We start from the raw sequence: 23125 nt of genomic DNA, 5'->3' as shown, positions 1-23125 counted from the left end.
TATAATTATGGATAGAAGTTCTGGTGGTATCAGTGGTAAATGTGCAAGATCAAACAATGATTACAACCGACCGGATGGCCATGCCGCTTCTTCAAGGCATGGGCGATATAGACATGCCACAGTCAGACAATGGAATAATCCCCCCCGCACGGGGGGTAATGAATTTTGCCATTCTTCTGGTGTACGCTCTTCTCAACATCTACAGTGCCGTTTGGTAAACCCTGCTCAAGATTTTAATGCCCTCATCAAACAGGAAATAATGGCTGATCTGGTGAGTAAATCTGATCATTTCGGTCATCGTTATGACGGGAGAAATCATGGTCGATACGCCAGTTCAATTAAAAAATACTCGTCAGTTGTTAAAAGACCTTTAAATCGGGATGAACAAAGCCAGCTGATACGTCTGCTGCAAAATTTTACAGTAACGCGGAGCTGGAATTGGCTGAGCCTGACGACAACATTTCATTCATTGACCTCAGCAGGTGTTTTTACCCCTCATAAACCCATGGATGAGCGTTTTAAACGTACTCAAGCTGTCTTATTGTCAGCGCTACTTGATGTAGTAATATTCAAGTGCAACCAAAAACCTGAAGCCAGGGATATTGATGCCCGTGGAATCGCCAACCTGGTGTGGGCCATGGCGAAACTGGTGGACAATGGGCAGGAGCTGACACCAGAGCTCAAACAGGCTGTTACCGCGCTGTTGCCCCACGTGAGCGCACAGAATGACCAATTTATTCCTCAGAATATCGCCAACATGCTGTGGGCGATGGTGAAACTGCTGGACAACGGGCTGAAGCGAACACCAGAGTTTAAAGAGGCCGTGGCCGCGCTGCTGCCCCACGTGACACAGGAAGCTAACTTTAAACCTCAGGGTATCGCCAACCTGCTGTGGGCCATGGTGAAACTGGAGAACAACGGGCAGGAGTGGGCATCAGAGATCAAACGGGTCGTTGCCGCGCTGTTGCCCCTCGTGAACGCACAGACAGCTAACTTCAAACCACAGGAAATTTCCAGCCTGCTGTGGACCATGGCGAAACTGGTGGAAAACGGGCAGGAGCAAGCACCAAGGCTCAAAGAGGCCGTGGCCGCGCTGTTGCCCTGCGTGACGGCACAGAAAGCTAACTTTAAGCCACAGGGTATCGCCAACCTGCTGTGGTCCATGGCAAAACTGGTGGACAACGGACAGGAGCAGACACCAGAGCTCAAAGGGGCCGTGGCTGCGCTGTTGCCCTGCGTGAAGGTACAGAAAGACCAATTTAATGCGCAGGATATCGCCAACCTGCTGTGGTCCATGGCGAAACTGGTGAACAACGGTCAGAAGCGGGCACCAAGGCTCAAAGAGGCCGTGGCCGCGCTATTGCCCCACGTGAACACACAGAAAGACCAATTCAATGCCCAGGGTATCGCCAACCTGGTGTGGGCCCTGGCGAAACTGGTGGAAAACGGGCAGGAGCTGACACCAGCGCTCAACAAAGCTTTGGCCGCACTGTTGCCCAACGTGAACGCACAGACAGCTAACTTTAAATCACAGGAAATTGCCAACCTGCTGTGGGCCCTGGCGAAACTGGTGGACAACGGACAGAAGCGAACACCAGAACTCAACGAGGCTGTGGCCGCGCTATTGCCCTTTGTGAACGCACAGAAAGCCAACTTTAAACCACAGGGTATCGCCAACCTGCTGTGGGCCATGGCGAAGCTGGTGGACAACGGGCAGAAGCAGACACCAGATATCAGGGAGGCCGTGGCCGGGCTGTTGCTCCGCGTGAATGCACAGAAAGACCAATTTATTCCTCAGCAGATCGCCAACCTGCTGTGGGCCATGGCGAAGCTGGTGAACAACGGGCAGGAACAGACAACGGAGCTAAATGAGGCCGTAGCCGTGCTGCTGCCCCACGTGAACGCACAGAAAGACCAATTGACTCCTCAGCAGATTGCCAACCTGCTGTGGGCCCTGGCGAAACTGGTGTCTGACGGGCAGGAGCGGACACCAGGGCTCAACGATGCCGTGGCCGCGCTGTTGCCCCTGGTAAACGCACAGAAAGACCAATTTATTCCTCAGCATATCGCCAACCTGCTGTGGGCCATGGCAAAACTGGTGGACAACGGGCAGGAGCGGACACCAGGGCTCAACGATGCCGTGGCCGCGCTTTTGCCCACCATCAACGCACAGAAAGCTCACTTTACACGGCAGGAAATTGCCAACTTGCTGTGGGCTATGGCGAAACTGGTGGACAACGGGCAGGAGCGGACACCAGGGCTCAACGATGCCGTGGCCGCGCTTTTGCCCTACGTGAGCGCACAGAAAGGCCAATTTAGTGCTCAGGGTATCGCCAACCTGCTGTGGGCCATGGCGAAACTGGTGGACATCGGTCAGGAGCGGACACCAGAACTCAACGAGGCTGAAGCCACGCTGTTGCCCTCCGTGAACGCACATAATGACCAGTTTAATGCCCAGAGTATTACCAACCTGCTGTGGGCCCTGGCGAAGCTGGTGGACAACGGGCAGGAGCGGACACCAGAACGCAAAGAGGCCTTGGCTGCGCTATTGCCCCGGGTGAACACACAGAAAGACCAATTCAATGCCCAGGGTATCGCCAACCTGATGTGGGCCATGGCGAAACTGGTAGACAACGGGCAGGAGCAGACACCGGAGTTCAACGAGGCCGTGGCCGCACTGTTGCCCCTCGTGAGCGCGCAGAATGACCAATTTATTCCTCAAAATATCGCCAACCTGCTGTGGACCATGGCGAAACTGGTGGACAATGGGCATAAGCGGACACCGGAGTTCAACGAGGCCGTGGCCGCACTGTTGCCCCATGTGAACACACAGAAAGACCAATTTAACTCCCAGGGCATAGCCAACCTGCTGTGGGCCATGGCGAAACTGTTGGATAATGGACAGGAGCTGATACCAGGGCTCAATGAGGCCGTGGCCGCGCTGTTGCCCCGGGTGAACGCACAGAAAGACCAATTTAATGCCCTGGGTCTCGCCAATCTGCTGTGGGCCACGGCGAAACTGGGGGAATTTGTGGAGTTGAACGTGGTTACATCCACGTTTGAATCCCTTGTCTGCCGAACCAGTAAACACCCTCAGCTCTCTCATCAAGAGATATCAATGTCTCTCTGGGGAGTAATGGTATGCTGTGCCAGGTTGTCTCTGGAATGCAATGCCAATAAAAATAGTGTGCTTGAAACGCACATGGATGACCTGTTTACTCGCCTGGAAAATACCTCCCCTCCAGACAATGAAGAGGAACAATCCATCATTACCATGGCCGCAAGTTGGCTTGGGAGAGCGTGTCCGGTGGTCCCCCATTACCAGATAATCATTTCAAAGCCTCAAATCATCGTCCGCAATCAACTGCAATCATGCATTCCCTCTTTGAAGATTGAAGAAGAACAAAGTCTGAACTCACTGCCTCCGGTTGACCTGCTACTGCCAGATCACAACATTGTGATTGAAGTTCAGGGACCGTCACATTACGTGGGTGGTGATTTCAAAACCAGAGATGGTTCGACTCTGCTTAAAATCGCACTGCTGCAAAAAGCAGGATTTGAGGTCATTGAAATCCCGGTTAACCAGCTTTTGAACCAAGGTTCAATAAAGCGATGTATTGAACAAATAAAGACCAGGTTATTTCAGGGAAGGAGTGCCCGCGTTTCAGATACAACACAGTGATCTCTGTCCTGGGATACTCTTTGGCATTCAGTTTTCTTTTTTTGAGGTCATGCCTTCGCCCCCTTTGGCGTTAATTTCCCAGATTCCTTTTTTCAGGATTTTTCATCATTTTATTATACCGCTCCCTTCTTCGCTGACTTACCAGCTTCCTTTTTTCAGGATCTTTCATCTCTTCTCTATACCGCTCCCTTTGGCGCTGATTTCTCAGATTTCTTTTTTCGGGATCATTCATTATTTCTCTAAACCGCCATTTTTGGCGCTGATTTTTCAGTTTTCTTTTTTCGGGGTCTTGCATTCGTTCCTTTGGCGTTGCTTTGTCAACTCTCTTTTTTCAGGATCTTTCATCATTTCTCTATAACGTTCCCTTTTTCGCTGATTTATCATTTTTCTTTTTTCGGCGTCTTGCATTCGCTTTCTTTGGTGCTTAAAACCGACCTTCACCACCCCTTGGTAACATTTTGATTTTAAACGATTAAAAATCGTGCCAACCATATATTCGAATAGAATATATGCTTCAAAATCAAATGATTACGTTATTTTGGTGGTGAAAGTGGGTTAAAAAGAAAACTATCAGCAACTTCTTTCCGTGGGATCGTTTGCGTATCACTTTTTGTTTGGTCCAGGTTTATTGGGTTAACAAAAGTAACAGGTGATAAATCCTGTCGGTTAAACAGAACGGCATGAGGATGAGTTAACTGACCATCTGGACACAAATGCCTGAAAGGTATTGGGTCAGGCTCACTAACCGATAAGCATCCCTTCTGATCAAAGGGGAAATTTGATATTGATGATATCCCATTATTAATGACTTCATCGTCAGAATTTCAGGGCACATATTTATCAAGAGCTGATTTTGGTATCTCAGGAATATCCGTTCCAAAAGAGTTTTCTGCATTGAAGTCTGCCAGAGATACAATGTTGTATTCACTCAACGATTTAAGAATGCCTGTTTCATTTTGGTGTATATATGATTGACTATTGTAAACAGGAAAAGGAGAGTTCAGCACCTGACCAGACATGCCTTGATACACTTGCTGTTGTTTGCGGGCATCAATTTCGCAGGATTGGTTTATGGTATCTAATCTGTTGGAATAAAGATTAGAAAAAGCAATATAGAATGAATGTAACTTACAGGAGTGATTCATTGAATTACTGGATTATTGAATTAATCTTAAGACTACTTCTTCTTGTTCCTCCCTACCACAAACCATTTACTATTTTTGTTAACGAAGCATAAGGATCTGCGATGGCCATTAAGTAGTTAACCAAATGAAATCCTATTTTCTGACTTAGTGGGCAGTCACTCCCGGTAACTGCTCCTGCGTTGCTCTATCTCCTGCATCCATGCAGTCCTGCGGCGTTATAACTCCGGTCACATAGCTAAGGCTATGCCACACTCCTGGCATCGTCATGCAGAGTCATGGTTTTTAGTAAGGGTGATCAAAACCATTGTTGATGGTATAAAAGCAAAGTTTGGTAGATATACTGTCAGTATTCTTGGTGGTGTCACTCTGCGTTTGGTATTAAAAAAAACCAATTCAAGCTATGCCAAAATGTTACGTAAACCCCTGAATGCGTACCAGATCGATATCGCTAAAACGTTTAGTGATAAAGAAGATAGTGGTAAGCTTATAAACTGCCGACACTTATCCTATGGTTAGAATCAAACCAAAACTCAAAGAGAAACCAGTAGGAAACAGGAGGCAAGGGTAACCAGCACTGAACGGGAATGACCTGTGGGGCTTTCCTGGTCAGGATCGGATAATAAAAAATTGTTTTTCACGGCAAAGAAGCAAAACCTTGTAGCTTTTACGATAGAAAACTATCGCATCAGACCAAAAGTTACAAAAATAAAATCGTACGCACCCCATATTACCGGAACAGCGATCTCCATAAGGATCGCTATAAGGTGTCTCTGCTTGGGGGGATAATCAAATCAAGATTCAAGACTCGCCCCCGGTTTCTTTCTTTCCGGTTTCTTGCCCCCGGTTTTTTGTTTGAACTTTTCTTCCTGATTTAGTGTCAATATAAATATGATTAATCTTTGATGATTTAAACATCCAGTTATTCTGTTAACGTAATTGAATTAACAACAATATTTTTAGAATAACGATTAATTTTTAGGATAGTTGTAATGGATTTCAATGATATCAACCTCCGCCCTGATTCTGCTAATTTTTTCAGCACAGGTCCTCAAAATACTGCAAGCGGGCAAGCCAATTTTGGCCCCTTTAGCGTAGGTATATCCCCCGATCGGGCTCCCATTCATTTGTCTCAAGCAGCTGGTGCGACAACTGATTCTACTAAGGAGTATTACGCCCTTATAACTGAAAACATTGGTGCTATTTCATCTGATGAGGACTTCAGCCGCCTGAGGGTAGCCCATGAATCGCCTGCAAACACTGGTAAAGTTTTTGAACAAAACGGAAAAAAACCTGTTGAGTTTATTGAAGAAATGGCCAACTTAATGTTAGAGAAAGATAGATTTAAGCCTGAAGAATTATCGCAAATAAAAGAAGAAGATGGACTGCCATGTTTATTGACACCCTATGAGGTAAAAGACGAGAACGGGCAAAGTTACATTCAATTCATCCATTCAAATGATTTTGAGGTTAAGGGCATCCTGGATCCACAAACTTGGAAGGACCATACACTGAAGCCAGACATTGAGCCAAAAGTAAAAACAGTCTACTCATTTATGGAGGGGGAACAGGACAGTGTAGATATATACATTGGATTTGGAATCCTGGAAAGTGGGCATCCATTTATGTTCGAAGACTATTGGAATTCCAGTAGTCAGAGTTTTGCATCCGATCCAGCATGTATTACTATTGCACCTGACTGGAATATCCTGATTGATAATTTAGATGATAAATATCTGAAAAAATTTCTGGATAATATGAATAAATGCAATTCTAAATTGCTCAACGATTGGCTAAAAATCACCGCATCATGCAGCCTTAATGATGTACGTTATAAATTGAAAGTTGTTTTAAGTCCTGTCTTATTGAATAAGTTCTGTCAGCAGGTGATCGATAGGATCAATAATTGAGCCACCTGCTCAAAACGGGCTGTTGCGTGCAATATTGATTAGACCAGGTATTAATTGGGGTTGCCGGGCCATATCCAACAGCGTAACAATCCTGCCCCTGGACGTCAGTTTTCCAGACAAAAATACTGAGATTTTCAGATGCTTTTTTGGTCGAAAACTCACTAACACTGGAGTAAGTATACATAACAAAAATTTCAGGGAACCGAAGTGGGCAGAATATTGTACGTAGGATCTGCCGTTAAAAATGAACTTGCTCTGGTCTTACTGGTCAAATTTGTACGAAAGTATTCAAAAAATAACTAACCCTATTGGAAATTACTGTATGACACCATCTACCTCCGTCCAGCTGAGCTGGCTTGAAAACATTCAATACAATTACCAAACCGAAGGATTGCTGAGCGCCCTGTCCGCTGTTTTCTGTTTCTCTGGCCATTCCAGGACCATCTCAGTCGTCGAGGCCGAGAATTACATCAACGCCTTTCCTGAATCCGGGCTAACACAAGTTCTGAACAGAAAAATTGCCAGCAGGAAGGTGACTCATAGTCCTGCCGGTGACTTGCATGCTCAGACTACAACGCCACGGCCTGACCCAAAGGACACTCAGACACCCGTAGCTCAGGAAGCAGGCCGGTCAAACTCACGGTCGGAGCCTTTGGTCAACACAGGCCAGCTATCAGAACAACAAAGGCTGGCAGAACAACAAAGGCTGGGGCAATTGCAGGAGAACATGAAAGAACTTGCGAAATTGGCAACAAAATATGTCGATATCGTCCGTGAGGTAAGTGATATCCCAAGGTCTAGTGTTTTTATAGGCCCGGAACTATCGGCTATTGAGAACGGCAAGAAAACCCTCTCTGCAAAACACATCATCAGCGATCTGAGAACCTGGAGTGAGGAATTGAAATTTGGATTTGACAGCGCTATGGACTCATCACAACCGATTACTGATGAATCAGCCGCACAGGCCCTGAAGCAATTCAGATCCAGATTCGACAAACTGGAACGCATACTGGAACGCATACTGGAACGCAAACAGGATGCAGGGTATATTCTGAGATCTACCCTTCATGGCGCTGCCGGGCTGCTGCCTGACATCAGATCAAATATCACTGCTTATCAAGTCCCGGCATGTATTTCATATGCTGAGAATATAGTCATTACTTCGGCCGAAAAATTACAAAAGATAATAAACGATGGCCACGAAGTTCTCGACAATGTACTTTCCGTGACACAATTTAATAAAGATTATCAGGAATTAAAACAGCAACTGGATTCACGGATACAGAATATTCTTGATATGCAAGGCACTAAACACAGCTAGGAGGCTGACCGAGAATAGCGCCCGTCTAGGCGACCCCGTAGCGAGGATAGCAGAAAATTGAGGATAAAAAGTCGGAATTTTTAGTGAATAGTGGTTCTATTGGCTAAAAATTTCCGACTTTTTAGACCAATTTGCTGCCACCGCAGTAAAGCAGTCTATTCTCGGTCAGCCTCCTGGATATTTCAAATAAACAATGTCAGGTCTTGAATCTTGAATTTGCTCAAATACAAAGGCCTGACCCTGGCTTTTCGTTTTTCTTGACTTTATTCAGGAATCAAGACCTGACCGTCGCTTCTTCGCATTTTTACCTTATTCAGTGATCTTTCTTCTTTTCAGCGGGGGAGTACCAGAAGCCTGTCGTCCATCAGTCGCTGTCGTGACTGAGCTCGCCCCGCCCGTGTGCCTATTGCTCGTCATCACCTTTGGCTTCTTGCGCAGTGGTTTGCTCAGATTCAACACCTTTACGGTCTTGTCAGCAGAGCAGGAAGCCAGCCGCTCATCGGGCAATGCCGTGACCGACCTCACCCACCTGGCATGCACCTTCAGTGTCGCCACGCATTGCTGCCCGTCGGGTTTGCCCAGATCCCACACACTTATGGTTCCGTCAGTAGAGCAGGAGGCCAGCCGGCCATCGGGCAATACTGTGACTGACGGCAGCAAATCGCTACTATCTCTCAGCGTCATTACGCATTGCTGCCCGTCGGGCTTGCTCAGATCCCACACCTTAATGGTCTCGTCATGTGAGCAGGAAACCAGCTGCCCATCGGGCAATGCCGTGACAGAACTCACCCAGTTGCTATGCTCATTCAGCGTCGCCACGCATTGCTGCCCGTCGGGCTTGCCCAGATCCCAGACCTTTATGGTCTGATCATCAGAGCAGGAAGCCAGTCGGCCATTGGGCAATACCGTGACCGATCTCACCCAGCCGGAATGCCCATTCAGCGTCGCCACACATTTCTGCCCGTCGGGCTTGCCAAGATCCCACACCTTTACGGTCCCGTCATTAGAGCCGGAAGCCAGCCGCCCATCGGGCAATGCCGTGACTGAGTTCACCCACGCAGAATGCCCATTCAGCGTCGCCACGCATTCCTGCCCCTTGGGCCTGCTCAGATCCCACACCTTTACGGTCCGGTCACAAGAGCAGGAAGCCAGTTGGCCGTCGGGCAATGCCGTGACTGAGTTTACGTAATCGGTATGCTCATTCAGTGTCGCCACGCACCACTGCCTGTTGGGCTTGCTCAGATCCCATACCTTGATGGTCCCGTCATCAGCGCAGGAAGCCAGCTGTCCATCAGCCAATACGGTGACTGCGTTCACCGTTTTGGTATGCCCCTTCAGCGTCGCCACGCAGGTCTTCAGGGTATTGCTTTCAGAAATCAGGTAGTTATTGCTGACGTGTCGATGGTAAGCCAGCCGTAATAGAGGGTCATCAATGTGATTGTCCGGAACCGCAGGTATATCCCTGTTGCCAATTGTTTTTCTGTACGCTGCTGAAGCAGGGCCATAATATTGGACAGACAGTTTTTTCAATTTTTCTTTGGTGTTGAACAGGGTAAGCAAGCGGCTGCTTGTTGAAGCCAGACGGTGAAATTCGAGGAACGTCAGGCTTTCAGCAATTTGAGTCAGCATTTCATCGGGTAATGCCAGTAAAGGCGACACCTGTTCAAGAGGAACCACCGAACCACTCTCTGCGGTTTTTTCTCCTGGCGGGTTACCAGATGGATTGGTATCCCGGGAGTGATGAGTGGAAGCATTATTAACGGCATTCGTGCCCATGCCGCCTTTGACCGGTGAATAGCGCTAAAGTTCTTGCCCGACAATGCAATAAATCTGACGTTAATCGATGGCTGCACATTGGCAAGCACCGGCGCGCCGACCCGCCCATTACATCGAATCATTGATGGGAGGCGTCTGTTTTTCCAGACCCGGCCGTAAACAGCTAACCATATGAAATTATATATTTCTGACTTCTTGTGCTGGAAATTTTCAGAATCGATACCATTGGTTTTTTTACCTTATCCAGTGATTTTTCTTCTCTTCAGAGGGGGAGAACCAGAAGCCTGCCGTCTATTGGTCGTTGTCGTGACTGAGTTCACCCCGTCCGTGCGCCTATTCCTCATCAGCACCCTTCGCTTCTTGCGCAGTGGTTTGCTCAGATCCAACACCTGGACGGTCTTGTCGTCAGAGCAGGAAGCCAGCCGCCCATCGGGCAACACCGTGACTGATGACACTCTCCCGGCATGCACCTTCAGCGTCGCCACACATTGCTCTCCGTCGGGCTTGCTCGGATCCCAAACGTTTACGAACCCCTTATTAGCGCAGGAAACCAGCCGCCCATCTGGCAATACCGTGACTGAGAGCTGCCAACCGGTATTCCCTCTGAGCGTCAATACGCATTGCTGTCCGTCGGGCTTGCTCGGATCCCACACCTTTATGGTCCCGGCAGCAGAGGAGGAAGCCAGCCGCCCATCGGGCAATACCGTGAATCTCACACAGTTGGCATGCACATTCAGTGTCGCCACGCATTGCTGCCCGTCGGGCTTGCTCACATCCCACACCTTTATGGTCTGGTCATCAGAGCAGGAAGCCAGTTGGCCATTGGGCAATACCTTGACCGATTTCACACAGCCGGTATGCCCATTCAGCGTTGCCACGCATTCCTGCCCCTTGGGCTTGCTCAGATCCCATACCTTTATGCTCTGGTCAACAGAGCAGGAAGCCAGCCGCCCGTCGGGTAATACCACGACAGAAATCACGTAGTGAGTATGCTCATTCAGCGTCGCCACGCATTCCTGCCCCTTGGGCTTGCTCAGATCCCACACCTTTATGGTCTTGTCTTCAGAGCAGGAAACCAGCCGCCCGTCGGGCAATACCATGACTGAGATCACCCCGCTGGTATGCCCTCTCAGCGTCGCCACGCATTCCTTCCCCTTGGGCCTGCTCAGATCCCACACCTTTACGGTCCGGTCAGAAGAACAGGAAGCCAGCCGACCATCGGGCAATACCGTGAGAGCATTCACAAAGGTCTTATGCTCTTTTAGCGTCACCACGCATTCCTGCCCCTTGGGCCTGCTCAGATCCCACACCTTTATGTTCCCGTCATTAGAGCAGGAAGCCAGTCGCCCGCCGGGCAATGCCGTGACTGAGACCACCCCGTGGGTATGCCCCCTCAAGGTCGCCACGCAGGTTTTCAGGGAATTGCTTTGTGCAATCAGGTAGTTATTGCTGACATATCGAAGGTAAGCCAGCCGTAATAGAGGGTCCTCAATGTCATGGTCAGGAACCGCAGGTATATCCCTGTTTTCAATTGTTTTTCTGTATGCGTCAGAAGCAGTGCCGTAATATTGAGCGGACAGTTTTTTCAATTTTTCTTCGGTATTGAACAGGGTTAGCAAGCGGCTGCTTGTTGAAGCCAGGCGGTGAAATTCGACGAACGTCAGGCTGTCAGCAATTTGAGTCAGCATTTCATCGGGTAATGCCAGTAAAGGCGACACTTGTTTAAGAGGAACCACCGAAACCCCCTCTGTGTTTTTTTCTCCCGGCGGATTACCAGACGGAGTTGTATCCCGGGAGGGATGAGTGGAAGCATTATCAACGGCATTTATAGGCATGCCGCCTTTGACCGGTGAACAGCGCTAAAGTTCCTGCCCGACAATGCAATAAATCTGACGTTAATTGATGGCTGCACATTGGCAAGCACCAACGCGGTAATCCGTCCATTACACCGAATCATTGATGGGAGGCGTCTGTTTTTCCAGACCCGGCCGTAAACAGCTAACCATATGAAATTATATATTTCTGACTCCTTGTGCTGGAAATTTTCAGAATCGATACCATTGGTATTTTTTACCTTATTCAGTGGTTTTTCTTCTCTTCAGAGGAGGAGAACCAGAAGCCTGTCGTCCATCGGTCGCTGTCGTGACTGAGTTCGCCCCGCCCGTGTGTCTATTGTTCGTCATCACCTTTGGCTCTTTGCGCAGTGGTTTGCTCAGATCCAACACCTTTACGGTCGTGTCTTCAGAGCACGAAGCCAGCCGCCCATCGGGCAATGTCGCGACTGAGCTCACCCAGCCGGTATGCCCATTCAGCGTCACCACGCAGGTTTCGAGGGCATTGCTTTTTGAAATCAGGTTGTTATTCTCGGAATTGATCTGAGCAAAAAGAGTTTCCAGTTACATGGAGTGGATGCCAAAGCAGCAATCGACCGGTGGTGTGCCCACATTGCTGGGAATCAGGAAATACTTAAACTTAACTGAGATCTTGCCTTCAATGGCAGATGAGAATAAAAAAAATCTCTATCGCGTAACCAACCACACCGTTCATATTCCTTAATCACCTTATCCGGGGTGACCGGTTGGCCATTCAACGCCAAACCCCTCTGGTAACATTCGGCTTTGAAGTGTGCCAATTCCCGTGTTGCCTCGGTGGCCTGATAATCCTTAACCACTGCATCCGGTGTGACCAGCTGACCATTTAACGGCAAGTCCCTCAGGCAACATTGCGTTTTGAAACGGGCAATCCCCAGTTTACCATCCGGACTGTCCGGGAAATCCTTGACCAGCTCATCCGGTGTGACCGACTGGTCATTTAATGGCAGGTTCCCCAGGTAACATGCTGCTTTAAAGTACGATAATTCAAGTTTCGCTTTGAGTGCGTGATAATCCTTTATCACCGTATTCGGCGAGATCAGCTGGCCATTCAATGGCAGGCCCCTGAGGCTGCATTCCGCTTTTAAACACGATATTCCCAGTTTGCCTTCCGGACTATCCGGGAAATCCTTGACCACCTCATCTGGTGTGACTGGTTGTCCATTCAATGCCAGGCCCCTCAGGCAGCACTCCTGTTTGAAGCGTGCCAGTGCCAGTGTTGCCCTGGTGACCTGATAATCTTTAACCACCTCATCCGGTGTGACCGGCTGGCCATTCAATGCCAGGCCCTTCAGGCAACAGTCCGCTTTGAAACGCGCCAGCTCGAGAGTTGCATTGGCGGCCTGAAAATCCTTGACCACCTCACCGGGTGTAAGCTGCTGGCCATTCAACGGCATACCCCTCAGGCAGCATTCCGCTTTGAAGCGCGCCAGCTCGAGAGTGGCATTGGCGGTCTGATAACTCTTAACCACCTCACCGGGTGTGAGTGGCCGGCCATTTAACGGGAGGCCCCTCAGGCAGCATTCCTGTTTGAAGCGTGCCAGCTCCAGCGTTGCATTGGCGGCCTGAAAATCCTTAACCACGTCGTCCGCTGTGAGCTGCTGACCATTCACCGACAGGCCCCTCAGGCAACATTCCGCTTTGAAGCGTGCCAGCTCCAGTGTTGCTTTGGCGGCCCGATAATCCTTAACCACCTGATCGGGTATGACCTGCTGGCCGTTCAACGCCAAGCCCTTCAGGCAACATTCCTGTTTGAAGCGCGCTATCCCCAGTCTGCCTTCCGGACTATCCGGGAAATTATTAACCACTGCATCCGCTGTTATCTGTTGGCCATCCACAAAAAGCCCCCTCAGGTAACATTCCTGTTTGAAGCGCGCTATCCCAAGCTGGCCTTCCGGGCTATCCGGGAAATCCTCAATCACCGCATCTGGTGTGACCGGCTGGCCATTCAACGGCAGGCTCCTCAGGCAGCATTCCGCTTTGAATCGTGCCAGCTCCAGTGTTGCTTTGGTGGCCTGATAACCCTTGACTACTGCATCTGGTGTGACTGGCTGGCCATTCAACGGCAGACTCCTCAGACAACAATGTTCCTTAAATCGCGCCAACTCCAGTGTTGCTTTGGCTGCCAGGTAATCCTTAACCACGGAATCCGGCGAGACCTGCTGGCCATTCAACGAGAGGCCTCTCAGGCAACATTCCGCTTTGAAGCGTGCCAGCTCCAGCGTTGCTCTGGCGGCCTGATAATCCTCCACCACGGAATCCGGTGAGACCTGCTGGCCATTCAATAACAGGCCTCTAAGGCAACATTCCGCTTTGAAGCGCGCCAGCCCCAGTGTTGCCCTGACGGCCTGAAAACCCTCAACTACGGAATCCGGTGAGACTTGCTGGCCATGCAACCAAAGACTTCTCAGGCAACACTCCGCCTGGAAGCGTGCCATCCCCAGTCTGCCTTCCGGACTATCCGGGAAATCCCCAAGCACCTCATCCGGTGTGACTGCCTTGCCATTCAACGACAGGTGTCTCAGGCAACACTCTTCCTTGAAACGGGCTAACTCCAGTGTGGCTGTGGCTGCCTGATAACCTTCAATCGCTTCATCCGATGTGACCCGCTGGCCATTCAACAGCAGGTTCCTCAGGCAACATTCCGCTTTGAAACGTGCTATTGCCAATGTCTGCTTATTGTTTCGATTTGGCTTCCGGTTGAATTCCTGAATGACCTGATCCGGGGTGATTTTTCTTTTATTGTCATGCAGAATGTTCTGTAAGCAAAGTTTTTGCAGGAAGAAGCCAGCTCTCAGAGATGTCCTGTCATTTCTATAGGCCCTGAGCACGACACCTGAGGTGATTTGACGTCCGTGTAATGGTTTACTTTTCCAAAAGGCATCTTCAATACATTGGCCATCATCCGGGGTACTGGCTCTTCTTCTGTGCAATTGATGATTTGATATTCTTTTACCGATAAATGTACTTCTGGACCGGCCAGTAAATCTGCCTGGGCTGGCTTGTTGGCCAGCCCGGTAGGCAGGCTTTGGATGGGGGGGATTTGATGCTGTCGCTTGCAAAATAAACCCCAGGACGGTAAATGCCAATGTTTGACCTCAATATGATTATCAGGTTCCATTCTCAAGGTAGACATTGAGCGCCTGCTCCCGGCTTCGGGAAGTTAAAATGGTGCCACGAAGGGTACAAATGTTCATGACGATGGTTTGTCACCCTCTGTCATGAAAGCTTTAGCCACAGAATCACGGAGACGCAGAGGAAAAGCGTTTTTCTGTTCTCCGTGTCTCTGTGCCTCCGTGGCAATTTTCTTTCACGGCAAAGCTCGATCGGAATAGGCCACAATGGGCAAGGTGGGTGGGCCACTTATATTTGTGCATTGTATACCTCTAAAAGCAGCTGATATTCTGGTCTTATGTTTAAGTATCTTCTTGAAACTGCGAACATTCTGAAGTAGGGGTGATCATCTGAATTACTTAAAGCTGAAAACAATGTGGGTAAAATTTTCTGGTTAAAAACAGCTTTAGAGCAAGGTTTATTTTTTCTTGTTTTTATTGCTTTATAAAATGGTTGTTCAGTTTTTTTTAATTCTTCTCCCAATCTTTTTATTTTATCCTTCTTCTTAGTAAAAAATGGTGAAGATTCGTTGTCCCGGGAAAACAGATTTAAATCATTGGCATGTTGATAATTTTTTTTGTTTGCGATTATTGTTGAAGGATCGCCAGTGAGCCATTGATCAAGACTGAATGCACCTACCATCGATTGTAAGATTTCGAAAAGGTTACTTTTTCTGAGAATAACGAAATCATGGGAATATACTTTAACATTAGGAAGTAAATAATAAATCTTATGTATAAAAATATAATTATGTTCTGGGTCACTATTGATGTACGTCTTATATATCTGCTGATCATAAGGGAAAAAAATATAAGGTCTCGAGTACTTTTCTTTAGAGAAGTTTTTTTCAAGAACTGATACCGTCGTGTGGCATGCATCCTCATTGTTTAGTTCATTAATACTCAATTCTAATGCAGATGAAAATGAGTCACTTGCTTTTATGAGAGGTTTTTCGGGCAAGTATTCTTTATCTATATCCTGTTTTTCAGAAGCAACGTTGGATAACAATCTACTATCTACCTTAATCTCATTATGAAGTGAAACACATCTTGCAAATGCGCAGGAAGTTTCCTCTAAGGTTTTCTTAATATGTTGTGATTCTTCCACGATTGTAGTTGATTTTGCTTTATCTGCTACCGGGGGAAAATTGAGCGATGAAGGTTTACTCTTTTTCAAGACTGTGACCTCTCTACCCATGAGGACGCCAGTTGGTGTCTCTGGTAGAGATTGATCAGTCATATAGATGTTCTCTTCTGAATAAGATGAGTCTGCATTGCTCATACCACGCAGACCAGTGCCTTTAATCCTGCTTGTCAGCATCTCTTGTTTCCCAGATTTGTAGAGTGATATTGGTAATGTCACCATCCGTATGACGGCTCAGGACCATCACTTCATGCTCTGATAGTGGATTGAAGTAGGCTTTCAGGATATCGTCTTGCCTGATAATCCCCTTGAGCGGCCAGTCCTTTTGCTGACTGCGCCCCAGGATGCCTACCATTGTAAGGTTGCTAGTCAGCACATGCAGGCCAGACAGACTGAAGCAGGGTTTAGCGGTTGGGTTGCAGTCCCTGTTGATGGCTTGTATTGACCATTCGCCTGCCTGATTCTTCCCCCAGATATAGATCGTACCGGTTTTACAACTGACCAGTAAGTGGCTGTCAGACGGACTGAACTGCGCCTTATCTAAACGAGATTCATGTTTGAGCACTATTACTGAGTCATGCATCGCTGTTGATGGGGCATCCGGGTGCGGCAAGAGAGGAGGATTCAGCCACCAGTCCGACAATTTTTCCGGTCTGGGCCATAGCTGCAAATTAGGGCCACAGGGGTATTTCTTGAACAAGTATTTACCGGTAGAGCTGAATTCAAGCAGTTTGAAGTCCGGGGAAATAATCGTCTCTTGCCATTCCCCCGAGGGTTCCGGGCTGAAAATAGAGACCCTTCCAGTTTTGGGTAAAGTACTGTAGTAACCGACCAGAAGCTGATCCGCCACTGGGCTGAATCTGGAATAATCCATATACTCTATGCAAGTACAGGATGTTTCTAATATTATCTGCGCTGACCAGGCTCCACGATCATTCAGAGATAATATGGTTAATTCATACAAACCTTTCGGTAACAGATGCTGCTCCGATGGACTGAACAGGATTTCAACAATGCTTACTCCAGGGCAGAAGCCGCACACCTCCATTTCCTGCCACTGGTTATTTCCTTCCATGCGCCAGATTCTCAGAGGGTTGGACCTGCTGTAGGTCGCCATATAGTTCCCTGAAGGGCTGAATTGGACGACCTGATCGGACAGCATTATTTCTTCGCCAACCTCTTCCCAACAGCGGTGCGCCGGGTGCAAGGTATTAATGTAGCCCGCACTGCTGCAGGTTAACAGGCGATTTGTGCAAGCACTGAAATTTGCCGCGGTAATCACCCGACTGCCGCGGTTATCGGACCAATTCAGGGGCTGTTGTGCCCATTGCCCCCGGTCATCCTTGGCCAGAATTCGAGCGTCATTAAAACAACGACCATAAAACAACAGATGACGACTGGACGGGCTGAAGCGAACAGGATCAGGATCGTCAGAATCTTGTTGCACTGCTTCAGACGTGGTGAGAGTGACTTTAAATCGCGGAACCATACGATAAGCCGGGCATGGTTCCATCTTCCCCAGGGTGGTAAGGCACAGTAATGCCGACATCTGAGGCAGGTTGTTTATTACCCTGTCCCTGAACCATATCCTCCTGGCGTTCAGCGGTGCTGAATGATCAAATGGATGAAAGGGCAGGGATTTTTTCTGCCACCGGGCCGTTGGCTGGTACTGTTCCCGAAAGCTCAGGGGAAGTCGGGCAAAATAAGACAGTTCCTGAATGTATTTGTATTCTATGACCACATCCCGAAATGCCAGACAGGTTGCATTGACATGCCGAATATCATCGAATTCCAGGTAGTCAAAAATCATGACTAAAAGTTCAGGAGGAAGTTTGGTAATCGTTCTTTGCCACAACGGTTGTGTTTGCGGGCAGACCTCCGGGCATGCGACAGTGGGTGGGGATTTGGAGCGTATGGTTTTAGCAGGCGGATTTACAGGGCAATCCGGCACCTTGGAAAGGCCGGCAGCGGTTGCATAGAGAGGGTTGCTCACTGGCTTGTACCATTCCTGTCTTGGCCAGTGATTACCGGCATGATCATTAGTTTCATGTCTTAATGGACAGGCCAAAGGCCGGGAAGTTTCCGGGCAGCTTCCAATAGGCACTATCATAAAGAGTGAGTTTGATCATCAGGTTGTGAATGTTTTCAAAATACGTGTTGTCTGCAATTCGGGGTGCCAGCATCTCTTATTTCCCAAATTTGTAGCGTGATATTGGTAATGTCGCCATTCTTGGTACGGCTCAGGACCACCACTTCATGCTCTGATAGTGGATTGAAGAAAAGCAGGGGGCCGGTCTTACATTGTGCAAATGTCTTTTCTTATTAGTATAAGCAACAGCTGTCACTCATAATTAAAGACCTAATGGAATGGTCCGCCCCGCTCCCAAAACGGCTTCAAATGAGCCAAGATAGAATGAGTTTTACGGAACATCATTCAGAATAAGAAACGGAGCGAACCATGGGCAAGCGTAACAAATCAGGAACTAATAAAAAGGTCAGGTAGCTTTTTTCGGAATTGATCTGAGTAAAAGAGTTTCCAGTTACATGGTGTTGATGCCAAAGGTCATGTGGCTCTCAAAAAGAAACTTAACCGCAAGGAACTCTTGCCCTTTATGGCTAACCTGCCTCTCACTGGAACGGTGTCGTATTCCAGTAAGCATCATACCGGTGTTTGGCCGTTACCCTATACCAGGCCGGGCGAAATTTGTTGCTATGGGGCATTCCGTGGAGCGCAAACTCTGAAAAGACAGTCAGTATGAGACTTTCACCCAATCATGTTTAGATCTTTACTGCGTTAATTCATCACCTCTCTTTGCATCATGCATTAATAATGTTTCAATAATGCTATCACACCCTTTAATATAAGCAGTATCCAGTGGAGTTTGGCTATCTTTATTAGGTTCGCTGACATCTGCCCCATACTTTACAAGTAATTTAACCATTGGTAGATCTCCATCAAAAACGGCCCTCCATATTGGTGTTGAATGATAAATACCCGATTTTGAGTTAACCTCAGCACCGCAATCTATCAGATACTCTGCGATATCAATATTTCCTCGGAACACAGCTTCCATCAAGGGAGTTTTGTCATGTTGAGATGATCGTAAAGTATTTAACAACTCAGTGGTGACACAACTTTTCAAAGCATCCAGATTTCCTTCCTTTATAGAATCAAATATGGGGTGACGGCTCTCAATAGTTCTTAGCTCATAGTCTGTTCCATATTTCCCACTAATACATGCAAGGGCTAATCTATAGTCATGAAAAAAAGACTGATGTTCAGTAAGAGGAATATAAGCTGCTTCCATAATACTAAAAAAGCTTCTAGCCATTAATTCAATATCACCATCAGTCAATTTATCCTCATCAAGGCAAATTTTGGAATGCTCAAAGTCAATAAATACGATTGACCTTTCTTGTGGGTTGAATAAAACATTATGAATATGGAGATCCAGATCAATGCAAGTATTGTATGTGTTATGAAAATCCCTCAATGACATAGCCGCATCTATCGCAACATATTCATCAAGTGCCTGCCTTTCAACATCACTCAAGCTTGCAAGAGACTTATAGGGAGGTGGGAAATACTCAATCGCAATCGCCCTCTGTAAATCAAGGCTGTCTTTTTTCTGCTCTGAATGTAGATCTTTATCCCCCTCTATAAAATCAAGAATCACATCGCTATCCTCAGACTCTCCAACCATTCTTACGTAGCATTCACCGTAGAATTTCGGGATGTAAGTCGGCCACTCTATTTGCTTCTCTAAACAAACACTCTGAATGTGCCGATAAATTAACAATTCTTTTTGGTAGCTATTAAGAGTCATATTGTCCGGTTTTATGATAAGTCGAACCATTGATTCATTCTCACAAACTCTGATATATCGACTTTTAAAGCCAGTGCTGATCAATTCAACAGTTTTAAAAACACTTTGGGTAGTTTTACATTTATTAAAGTCATTAATTGGAATCATATTCATTGCTCAATCTTAAAAAATAAAACATATGGAATATAATTAAAAAACACATGCATATGCAAAATCACTAACCGAGTAGCAAGTTGTTATAACATACGCGATGTTCGACTTTTTAACTGGCCTGAAAAGGCATGACTGACTTTCTTTTCTGCTATTAGAATCAGTGGGTAACAAGAAGGGTGCTCTCTCGATTTGATAACTGACTCATTCGTCAATTAAACCTTGCATGACAATACGTTTGACCAAAGTTGTTCTCAGCGACATTTACTCTGGATCAGAGACCTTGTCAACAATAGAACTATGGACTGTAAATGCCGACGTTTGACCTTATCGGGATTATCAGGTTCCATTCAAGGCATGTCCGGGGGGAGATGATTCGATTTTGTCTGGGTTAGCTGCCGACTCTTCTTCTCCTTCATTTCCTTATACATCGATTATAAAGGACTTTTTAAATGCTTTTTTGTCGGCTTCCCATGCCTTGCCTTTTTCGGTTTGGTGGAATCTGGTTTCGATCTCCCTGAGTGTTGGGGAAATGCGCAAATCTTTTTTAAACTTAACGCGCACCTTTTCAAGCGTAACGTTTTCAGATTCACCAGAGACAGAAGGATCAGTTGCCTGAGGAAGTCGTAACTCTTTAGTAGTAGCTGGTGAATTGGATATTGAAAAATCATCGATTGAAAGGGGGGGAGATGGTGTCTTCTGGTTAGTTACTTCCTGCTTCAGGTAGTTTTCACGGGCTGAAGTGGGTATTTGTGCAAAATAGCCAGCAGTCGTGGCTGTAGACTCGAATCTTCAGTAGGTATGGAATTTTCTGAAAGAACCTGTTGGCAAGGTTGATTAGCGTAGAGTGCTGCTTTTGAGTCTGCAAGAACTCTGTCCATTTGAAAATTAACCTGTTGGTTTGTTGAATTGTGAAACTATAACTGACTAATCACTTTTTTCTGATAAAAGTTCCGCATTTCCCCAAATGTTTCAATAGCCAATCATTATCAATTGAACTTTTAGCCAACCAGGCAATCTAATAAGGAAAATTTGTATTTAGAGCTGATCGATTATGAATATTACCAAATCAAACCTTCAATTCATTCCCCAAAATCCATTGCTACCACAACCCGTTGGCAGCCAGGCAGTCAGGCGAATTGAGCGCAGTAACATAACGCACATGGATCTTGCTAAATTCCTGCAAAACAGGAAAGTAATGGAGGTCCAAGAGATCGCTAGAAAACTCTGCACGGCAGCGGATCCGGATCCTGGCTTCAAAATTAAAGCACTGAGAGAGCAGCTCAGGGTTTCAGGGTTTGCCAATATTGATAAGTCCAGTTGTCCTGGCGGCGAAAAGCGCCAGCTTATTACCGGGCTGCTCCAGCACCTCCAAAAGGAATTCCTGAATCTTGGGGAGGGCGTTGAAGGGCCTGAAGCGACAAAATTTTGTAAGCTTATCCGGGAACCTAACAGCTGCTTGAGCATGGGAATTGATTGCCTGATCGATGAAATCAATGTGCATAAGCGGGAGCAGGAAGCCGGTGAGCATGGTTTACCCGGCATGTCCGCTGGTCTTCCTTCAAGTGAGGGATTTCCTTCTGGTGATGGTGGTACCACCGGCCAGGCAATGAATCCTGATGTTTTTCAGCAGCTCCCCAGGGAACAACAAGCCCTTCATTATCCACCGGAAAATCCAGCCCCATCAGCGCCCCCTGCCTATGACGATGCGATGGCGGGGAGCCGGGCAAGTGAACTCCCTGAACAGCAGCGATGTAATAAAGGCCTTGATTTGTTTACCCGTCAGCTTGAGCATTACTCCCTGGACCCTTCCGGAACCGGGACTGCCATGAACAACATGGCTCAAATCCTGACGCGTATGAGTGGCCAGTGCACACAGCCGAAGACGACTACAGTGGCCAGTGGGGAGCGGTTAACTTCCCTCGCTGAGCAGGTCCGGATGACTTCAGTAAACGTATTTCGCAACGATTCCGTATCAACGGCCGATATTGGCGTGAGTGTTGTCGGTAACAATCAGGACATTCAGCCTGTTGTCAACGTTTCATGGCTAACGCTGGATAAATTTCCTGTTGAAGTTCAGGAACGTTTGCAGCTTGCGGGTATCGGGGATCATGGCAAAAAAGATGATACGAATATACCCATCGTTCAGGTGTATCTGTGCGCCAGTAGTGAAAAGGCACTGGAAGGTTCTGAATTCACTGTGGATCTGCACAGCACAATCAGAGCGAGGTATCTGTCGAAGTTCTCGCCCCGGGGCATGGATAAACTGATTCCCCTCAGTGTGGCGCTGCGTATGCCCAAAGGGCTGCATCAAGGTGCTGACTTTCATCATGTCGGCTTTGCCCTTCACGAGGTATCGCGGTTTGGAGGGGAACGGCCATCGTCTTCGAGAGCGCTTTTTTCCCATGGACAAGGGCGCAATGATTCAGAAAGGCACAACATTGGCATTCAACAAGTGGCACCCATACTGGAAGCCATGGGGGTTGACCGCAAAACGGCCATGTCCAGGGAGGCCGGACTGGCCATTCCCTTCGGATTTACCTTGTTGAAACAGTCAGAGGATGCTTTGGTGCGAGAAGCAAAGGTGTCAAAAAATATGTTGGGGTCCAGAGAAATGTTTGATTTCGGAAGCTTGTTTGGTGGGGCCAACTCTCGTGGAGGCACCTTTCGTGGAGGCACCTTTCGTGGCGGCAACTTCCGTGGAGGCGAATCAGCTGACGTGCCTGCCTACGACGAATTCGACTACCCTCCGGCAACTGGAAGAACCACCAGGGGGTTCTCCACGCAGACTGATGGAGTTGAGCCTGAGGCCAACGAACCGATTACCAGTGGTATTAATCCCCTGGCATGCACAACGGAAAGAGAATATACGTTTGTAAATGATGGGGCACCAACGGAAGCTTTTGCATGGGTTGGTGGCCTTATCTGGGTTCAGACCGTCACCAGTTTACCGGGCATCGAAACCAGCGAAGACCTGAAACAATGGGTAGTTAGGCAAAAAGTGGACCCATTAAATCCAGTGCTTCCGGGTATCTTGTAAAAATTATTCCGGGCCAGGTAGCCCCAAGGCGGTTACCGTTCTTTTTTTCGGTACCGCCGCAGTAGGGCAGCCTCTTACGGTAGACGTCAAGGGCATTAGCAGCGAAAAATCCACCGGCTTACTCTGCATCCATGCAGTCGCCTGTATGG

General features: G+C 47.6%; 17 protein-coding genes. 6 read left to right on the top strand and 11 right to left on the bottom strand.

The window, feature by feature from the left end:
- Positions 1-7: 7 nt before the first annotated feature.
- Positions 8-3682: a DUF1601 domain-containing protein gene (locus ACO6UY_RS02645; RefSeq protein ID WP_422488980.1), complete on the top strand. Its 3675-nt coding sequence runs from the start codon at positions 8-10 to the stop codon at positions 3680-3682.
- Between the two features lie 70 nt (positions 3683-3752).
- Here the strand turns inward: ACO6UY_RS02645 and ACO6UY_RS02640 are convergent, their stop codons facing one another.
- From ACO6UY_RS02640 to ACO6UY_RS02630, 3 genes are all read right to left on the bottom strand, one after another.
- Positions 3753-3914 carry a hypothetical protein gene (locus ACO6UY_RS02640; RefSeq protein ID WP_422488979.1) on the bottom strand — a complete coding sequence of 54 codons (162 nt, stop codon included), beginning with the start codon at positions 3912-3914 and terminating at the stop codon, positions 3753-3755.
- Positions 3915-3949: 35 nt separating this feature from the next.
- A complete protein-coding gene (locus ACO6UY_RS02635) occupies positions 3950-4174 on the bottom strand; it encodes a hypothetical protein (RefSeq protein ID WP_422488977.1) in 225 nt (74 codons plus the stop codon).
- Between the two features lie 332 nt (positions 4175-4506).
- Positions 4507-4827 carry a hypothetical protein gene (locus ACO6UY_RS02630; RefSeq protein WP_422488976.1) on the bottom strand — a complete coding sequence of 107 codons (321 nt, stop codon included), beginning with the start codon at positions 4825-4827 and terminating at the stop codon, positions 4507-4509.
- Positions 4828-5118: 291 nt separating this feature from the next.
- On the opposite strand from ACO6UY_RS02630, the gene ACO6UY_RS02625 reads away from it, so the two are divergent.
- The 3 genes from ACO6UY_RS02625 to ACO6UY_RS02615 all read left to right on the top strand — a co-directional run bounded on the left by ACO6UY_RS02625 (position 5119) and on the right by ACO6UY_RS02615 (position 8055).
- Positions 5119-5343, top strand: a complete 225-nt coding sequence (locus ACO6UY_RS02625; RefSeq protein ID WP_422488974.1) for a hypothetical protein — start codon at positions 5119-5121, stop codon at positions 5341-5343.
- A 473-nt stretch (positions 5344-5816) separates the two neighbouring features.
- On the top strand, positions 5817-6734 hold the full coding sequence (locus ACO6UY_RS02620; protein WP_422488972.1) for a hypothetical protein: 918 nt from the start codon (positions 5817-5819) through the stop codon (positions 6732-6734).
- A 652-nt stretch (positions 6735-7386) separates the two neighbouring features.
- Positions 7387-8055 (top strand): hypothetical protein, encoded by a 669-nt coding sequence (locus ACO6UY_RS02615; RefSeq protein ID WP_422488970.1) that lies wholly within the window; start codon positions 7387-7389, stop codon positions 8053-8055.
- A 309-nt stretch (positions 8056-8364) separates the two neighbouring features.
- Here ACO6UY_RS02615 and ACO6UY_RS02610 read toward each other — a convergent pair whose 3' ends face one another.
- The 8 genes from ACO6UY_RS02610 to ACO6UY_RS02575 form a co-directional block, all read right to left on the bottom strand.
- Positions 8365-9831, bottom strand: a complete 1467-nt coding sequence (locus ACO6UY_RS02610) for a WD40 repeat domain-containing protein (protein ID WP_422488969.1) — start codon at positions 9829-9831, stop codon at positions 8365-8367.
- A gap of 239 nt (positions 9832-10070) precedes the next feature.
- Entirely contained in the window at positions 10071-11666 is a 1596-nt protein-coding gene (locus ACO6UY_RS02605) for a WD40 repeat domain-containing protein (protein ID WP_422488967.1), read from the bottom strand.
- Between the two features lie 240 nt (positions 11667-11906).
- On the bottom strand, positions 11907-12152 hold the full coding sequence (locus ACO6UY_RS02600; protein ID WP_422461065.1) for a WD40 repeat domain-containing protein: 246 nt from the start codon (positions 12150-12152) through the stop codon (positions 11907-11909).
- Positions 12153-12286: 134 nt separating this feature from the next.
- A complete protein-coding gene (locus ACO6UY_RS02595) occupies positions 12287-14635 on the bottom strand; it encodes a hypothetical protein (protein WP_422488965.1) in 2349 nt (782 codons plus the stop codon).
- A 430-nt stretch (positions 14636-15065) separates the two neighbouring features.
- A complete protein-coding gene (locus ACO6UY_RS02590; RefSeq protein ID WP_422488964.1) occupies positions 15066-16097 on the bottom strand; it encodes a hypothetical protein in 1032 nt (343 codons plus the stop codon).
- A 19-nt stretch (positions 16098-16116) separates the two neighbouring features.
- Positions 16117-18069: an F-box protein gene (locus ACO6UY_RS02585; RefSeq protein WP_422488962.1), complete on the bottom strand. Its 1953-nt coding sequence runs from the start codon at positions 18067-18069 to the stop codon at positions 16117-16119.
- 430 nt (positions 18070-18499) lie between these two features.
- Positions 18500-18622, bottom strand: coding sequence for a hypothetical protein (locus ACO6UY_RS02580; protein ID WP_422488961.1), 123 nt, complete (start codon positions 18620-18622; stop codon positions 18500-18502).
- 123 nt (positions 18623-18745) lie between these two features.
- Positions 18746-19933 (bottom strand): ankyrin repeat and protein kinase domain-containing protein, encoded by a 1188-nt coding sequence (locus ACO6UY_RS02575; protein ID WP_422488959.1) that lies wholly within the window; start codon positions 19931-19933, stop codon positions 18746-18748.
- Between the two features lie 385 nt (positions 19934-20318).
- On the opposite strand from ACO6UY_RS02575, the gene ACO6UY_RS02570 reads away from it, so the two are divergent.
- Both ACO6UY_RS02570 and ACO6UY_RS02565 read left to right on the top strand, forming a co-directional pair.
- Positions 20319-20555 carry a hypothetical protein gene (locus tag ACO6UY_RS02570; protein ID WP_422488958.1) on the top strand — a complete coding sequence of 79 codons (237 nt, stop codon included), beginning with the start codon at positions 20319-20321 and terminating at the stop codon, positions 20553-20555.
- A 435-nt stretch (positions 20556-20990) separates the two neighbouring features.
- Positions 20991-22976, top strand: a complete 1986-nt coding sequence (locus ACO6UY_RS02565; protein WP_422488956.1) for a hypothetical protein — start codon at positions 20991-20993, stop codon at positions 22974-22976.
- Positions 22977-23125 lie beyond the last annotated feature (149 nt).

Source organism: Endozoicomonas sp. ALE010, from assembly GCF_049310165.1.
Classification (GTDB): Bacteria; Pseudomonadota; Gammaproteobacteria; order Pseudomonadales; family Endozoicomonadaceae; genus Endozoicomonas.
The sequence above is the reverse complement of the archived record's forward strand: the minus strand, read 5'-3'. Positions and strand labels throughout refer to the sequence as shown.

Excerpts from the sequence above, each read along its gene's own strand:
- ACO6UY_RS02645 (WP_422488980.1), top strand. The coding sequence starts at position 8 with ATGGATAGAAGTTCTGGTGGTATCAGTGGTAAATGTGCAAGATCAAAC.
- ACO6UY_RS02640 (WP_422488979.1), bottom strand. The coding sequence starts at position 3,914 with ATGAATGATCCCGAAAAAAGAAATCTGAGAAATCAGCGCCAAAGGGAG.
- ACO6UY_RS02635 (WP_422488977.1), bottom strand. The coding sequence starts at position 4,174 with ATGGTTGGCACGATTTTTAATCGTTTAAAATCAAAATGTTACCAAGGG.
- ACO6UY_RS02630 (WP_422488976.1), bottom strand. The coding sequence starts at position 4,827 with ATGAATCACTCCTGTAAGTTACATTCATTCTATATTGCTTTTTCTAAT.
- ACO6UY_RS02620 (WP_422488972.1), top strand. The coding sequence starts at position 5,817 with ATGGATTTCAATGATATCAACCTCCGCCCTGATTCTGCTAATTTTTTC.
- ACO6UY_RS02610 (WP_422488969.1), bottom strand. The coding sequence starts at position 9,831 with ATGGGCACGAATGCCGTTAATAATGCTTCCACTCATCACTCCCGGGAT.
- ACO6UY_RS02605 (WP_422488967.1), bottom strand. The coding sequence starts at position 11,666 with ATGCCTATAAATGCCGTTGATAATGCTTCCACTCATCCCTCCCGGGAT.
- ACO6UY_RS02590 (WP_422488964.1), bottom strand. The coding sequence starts at position 16,097 with ATGAGCAATGCAGACTCATCTTATTCAGAAGAGAACATCTATATGACT.
- ACO6UY_RS02585 (WP_422488962.1), bottom strand. The coding sequence starts at position 18,069 with ATGATAGTGCCTATTGGAAGCTGCCCGGAAACTTCCCGGCCTTTGGCC.
- ACO6UY_RS02580 (WP_422488961.1), bottom strand. The coding sequence starts at position 18,622 with ATGATGCTTACTGGAATACGACACCGTTCCAGTGAGAGGCAGGTTAGC.
- ACO6UY_RS02575 (WP_422488959.1), bottom strand. The coding sequence starts at position 19,933 with ATGATTCCAATTAATGACTTTAATAAATGTAAAACTACCCAAAGTGTT.
- ACO6UY_RS02565 (WP_422488956.1), top strand. The coding sequence starts at position 20,991 with ATGAATATTACCAAATCAAACCTTCAATTCATTCCCCAAAATCCATTG.